At 58.8% G+C, this 4,229-nt stretch carries 4 protein-coding genes; all 4 read right to left on the bottom strand.

Annotated features, from left to right (window positions below; all coding sequences use genetic code 11):
* Window positions 1-539 precede the first annotated feature (539 nt).
* On the bottom strand, window positions 540-764 hold the full coding sequence (locus NW820_RS05055) for a DUF3134 family protein (protein WP_011433626.1): 225 nt from the start codon (window positions 762-764) through the stop codon (window positions 540-542).
* A 107-nt stretch (window positions 765-871) separates the two neighbouring features.
* Window positions 872-2,209 carry a UDP-N-acetylmuramoyl-tripeptide--D-alanyl-D-alanine ligase gene (locus NW820_RS05050; RefSeq protein WP_414406859.1) on the bottom strand — a complete coding sequence of 446 codons (1,338 nt, stop codon included), beginning with the start codon at window positions 2,207-2,209 and terminating at the stop codon, window positions 872-874.
* Window positions 2,210-2,494: 285 nt separating this feature from the next.
* Entirely contained in the window at window positions 2,495-3,211 is a 717-nt protein-coding gene (gene rpiA / locus NW820_RS05045) for a ribose-5-phosphate isomerase RpiA (protein WP_414406858.1), read from the bottom strand.
* Window positions 3,212-3,261: 50 nt separating this feature from the next.
* The coding region (gene rimO, locus NW820_RS05040; RefSeq protein ID WP_414406857.1) for a 30S ribosomal protein S12 methylthiotransferase RimO at window positions 3,262-4,229 on the bottom strand (968 nt) is incomplete at its 5' end.

Below are 4,229 nucleotides of genomic sequence, written 5' to 3'. Positions count from 1 at the left end.
GCATCGTTGACCTTGACACCATCAGCCAAAGAGATTTCCACAGGGGATCCCTCGACCGTAACCACTTCCCCAGCTTCCAAAGAGGTGGAGAGAACTTTGCCGGGCACTGCATGGTAAGTGAGAAATCGAAAAAAGTCCCCGAAAAAGATGTTTCTACTGCCCCAAGATGCTTTCTTACAAAGGCTGCGGGGGTATCTTCCACTAAGGTTAGATTTGCAACAATCATCGCAGGGTGGTGGTGAGCAATCCAAAACAGGCTGAAAAAGGATCCCTTGAGGCTGAGGGATCAGTTACGTTTGTCTGCATCTATAGTCATTCTGATTCAAACTAAAACGCTGCACCCACACCTGAAGCGTTGAATGCGCGGGGCTGGAAGACTTTTCTTGGTAGCTCAGGCGTCTCACTCTAACCTGAAACGACTGTACTGTTTTGTTTGCTCGAGCTGTCTATCCAGCGGCAGCACAAAAAATAACACCCTCACGGTGCCGAGCAAAGGGATAAATGAGTTAACGAGCTCGTAATAATCCTGGCAGTTGTGCTTACTCTTCTTCCGGCTCGAAGTCTTCGTCGTAGTCGTCCCCGATCAAATCGTCGATATCGTCGATGTCTTCTTCCAAAATCATCTCAGGGACCTCAATGGGCTGCTCGATCAACCGGCCCTCTTTGCGCAACCAGTCAAGAATGGAGAGGCTGCTAGGAGAGGGCACCACCGTTGGCGGCTGATCGCGGGGCTCTTCGCGCAGAGAGGGATTGTGGTAGTACATGCCGTACGGAAAAAGGGCAGTTATCGACGAGGAATGAACTCGGCTTGGATTGATCTCCTCTCAACCGAGGGACGCGGGCTTTCCATCGATATATCCCTCAGTTTAGCCTATGCCTGCCACTCCTGCAAAAAGCGGCGCAGCACCCGCTCCAGTTCAACAGCCCGCGCTGCCTTGAACAGCAGCCGATCCCCGGCTTGCACGTGATGGAGCAAGATTTCCAGCAGTTCGGATACCTCCTCGCAGCGTTCTGTCTGGGCTGCCGGTTTTTGGTCGAGCAGCGGTTGCATTTCTCCTTCGGGATCCAAGAGCAAGATCCGATCCAGCCCCAAAGGGGCAGCCGCCCGACCCACCTCCGCATAGAGCTGAGGCGCATGCTCTCCCAATTCCCGCATCGGGCCGAGAATGGCCCAGCGCCGTTTTCCCGGGGTTTGGGCCAGCAGGTGTAGAGCCGCGATCATCGCTTCCGGCGAGGCGTTGTAGGTTTCGTCCCAGATTTCCACATCTCCTGCCAGCTTGAGATGGCGGTTGCGCCCCTCCAGAGGGGTAGGCAAAGCAATGGGTTCTCGGAGCCGCTCCCAATCCAGCCCCAAGCTGCACAGAGCAGCCAGCACTCCCATCCAGTTGAGGGCATGGTGTCTTCCCGGCAAGGGCACCGGCAGCGTTAGGCCCTCCACAGTTACCGTTTGGGCTTGGGGATCCCATTCTCCCCGTAAGTCCCCCCGATCCAGACCATAGGTAAGGGTTTGTCCCGACCACAGGCTGGCGGCAGTGGACAACAACAAGGGATCTTCTCCATTCAGCAGAGCCACCCCCTGCCCTAGCTCCTGCAGCAGCTCGCACTTGGCAGCAGCAATGGCCGCGCGGGATCCCAGTCTGCCGATGTGGGCGGTGCCAATATGGGTGATCAAGGCGTGGGTGGGCTGAGCCATCTGAGCCAGGCGGCGAATTTCTCCGGGGCCTCGCATGGCCATTTCCAGAACCACAAACTGATGCTCCGGTCGCATCTGGAGCAGGGTTTGAGCAACCCCGATGTCGTTGTTGTGGTTGGCCTCACTTTTGAGAACTGTGCCGTAGCGGGATAGGGCAGCCGCCAGCATTTCCTTGGTGGTGGTTTTGCCTGCTGAGCCCGTGATGGCTACTACGGAGGGGGGAAACTGCTCCCGCCAGCCTCTGGCAATGCGCTGGTAGGCAGCTAGGGTATCTGAGACTTGAAAATGGGGCCCAGCCACCGGACGCTGGCTGATGACGGCAACGGCCCCCCTTGCCAAAGCTTGTGGAATGAAGTCGTGTCCATCAAACCGTTCCCCCCGCAGCGCCACGAAGACTGAGGCTGGCTGAAGTTGGCGGCTGTCGGTGCAAATGGCTTGGACGGGAAGACCCAACAAATGGGGATCCCCCTGCAGGGGAGTTTGCAGCAGGTCAGCCACAGTTCGTAAGGTCAGCATCGGGCAGAAACTCCAATTCGCCTACAGCCTCTTCGTCTATGGTCATTTCAGACCCGATTGAGACATTTCCCAAGCGCTCCCCCTCACCCCCAGCCCCTCTCCCAGGGGGAGAGGGGAGTTGGGGATAGCTGTACAGCTTTTTTCAGCGTTGTTTACCACAGCCAGTGTCAATCAATCTCTTGCGTGGGAAGGCTCCCGCTTGGCTACGGAACTCCCATGAAGTCGGAAAAAGCTGTAAACCCAGTTCCTGGGCAACGCCAATACACGACTGGGTATAGGAAGTTGTCAGCTGGGTTGCAGCGTTTCGATCCCAGTCGGGAGGGCGATGATTGCCTCTTTGGCCATGCCGATGAACAGGCCATGTTCCACAACCCCCACCGTCCCTTTGAGTTGATCGGCGATCTTGGCAGGATCCGCCATGGGGCCGAATTGGCAGTCGAGGATGTAGTGCTGCTCGTCCGTCAAGTAGGGATCCCCGTTGGCATTCCGCCGTAAGGTGGCTGTGCACCCCAGAGCCTCTACCCGCGCCAAGGTGGTTTTCCAGCCAAAGCGCACCACCTCCACGGGCACAGGGAAGCGGGTGCCCAACTGCGCGACTTTTTTAGAGGCATCGGCGATGATGATCAGCTCGGCAGCGCTGGCCTCCACCAATTTTTCCCGCAACAGGGCCCCTCCTGCCCCTTTGATCAGGTTCAGGGATCCCACTTCAATCTCGTCGGCCCCATCGATGGCCAGATCCAGGCGCGGCTGCTCTTCTAGGGTAGCCAGCGGGATCCCCAGGGAGCGGGCCTGTTCAGCCGTGCGCTCGGAGGTGGGCACACCGAGGATCTGCAGACCCTCGCTTTGCATCCGCTCTGCTAGGGCGCTGACAGCAAAGGCGGCTGTGGATCCCGTGCCCAGCCCCACCACCATTCCCGACTGCACCTTTTGAACTGCAGCCCGGGCTGCCGCCTGTTTCAGCTCATCTAAAGACTCGGTCCCGCTGCCGCCAAGGGTAGTCATTCCCAGCTCCTCTCCCGTGGATGAAGATCCTACCAAAGTGCTTTGCACCGCTACCGCCCGCTCCAGCTAAAACCCTCCGGCGCTGCCACCACCCGACCGAAGAGATCATAGGGCTCGGCGTGGGTGATCTGCACCGGCACCAGGGATCCCAGAGAGCCCTCCCCACGCACGTACACCACCCCGTCCACTTCGGGGGCAAAGCGAGGGGAGCGGCCAATCCACTCGCCGGTTCTGGGGTTTTCCTGCTCCAAAAGTACAGGTACCACTCGGCCCACCTGCTCGCGGTTGCGGCGGAAGGCAATGCCTTGCTGCAGTTGCATTAGACGGGCGCGGCGCTCTTGTTTGACGGCCTCTGGAACCTGATGGGGGAGGTGGTAGGCAGGGGTGCCCTCTTCGGGAGAAAAGGTAAACACCCCCACATGGTCAAACTGATGGCGCTGGACAAAGTCTAGTAGATGCTGGAAGTGCTCCTCCGTCTCCCCAGGAAAGCCGACGATAAAGCTGGTGCGCAGCACGGCATTGGGCAACGCCTGGCGCAGCCGCTCGATCACCCGGTCGTTGACCTGCCCTTGCCAGGGGCGATTCATGGCCTTGAGGATCTCAGGATGGCTGTGCTGTAAAGGCAGATCCAGGTAAGGCAGGAAATTGGCGGTCTCTTGAATGGCCTCCACCACAGCGGGGGTAATGCCCGTGGGGTAGGCGTAGAGCATGCGGATCCAGGGAATGGGGATCTGGCCCAGGGCGCGGATAAGCTCAGCCAAGCGCGGCTCCCCGTAGAGGTCGATCCCGTAGTGGGTGGTGATCTGGGAAATTAAAATCAGCTCCCGCACTCCTTCCTCGGCCAGCTGTTCTGCTTCCCGGAGGATGGACTCGATGGAGCGAGAGCGTTGGTCGCCCCGCAAGTGGGGGATGATGCAGAAAGAGCAGCGGTAGTTACAGCCCTCGGCTACCCGTAGGTAGGCCACAGGCGCATGGGTGGTGCGATAGCGAGGTACGGTCTCGTCGGCAATGTAATCCA

This window comes from Synechococcus sp. R55.7 (assembly GCF_047461955.1).
Taxonomy (GTDB): domain Bacteria; phylum Cyanobacteriota; class Cyanobacteriia; order Thermostichales; family Thermostichaceae; genus Thermostichus.
This window is presented reverse-complemented; position numbering and strand designations above follow the sequence as displayed.

Excerpts from the sequence above, each read along its gene's own strand:
- NW820_RS05055 (WP_011433626.1), bottom strand. The coding sequence starts at position 764 with ATGTACTACCACAATCCCTCTCTGCGCGAAGAGCCCCGCGATCAGCCG.
- NW820_RS05050 (WP_414406859.1), bottom strand. The coding sequence starts at position 2,209 with ATGCTGACCTTACGAACTGTGGCTGACCTGCTGCAAACTCCCCTGCAG.
- rpiA (WP_414406858.1), bottom strand. The coding sequence starts at position 3,211 with ATGACTACCCTTGGCGGCAGCGGGACCGAGTCTTTAGATGAGCTGAAA.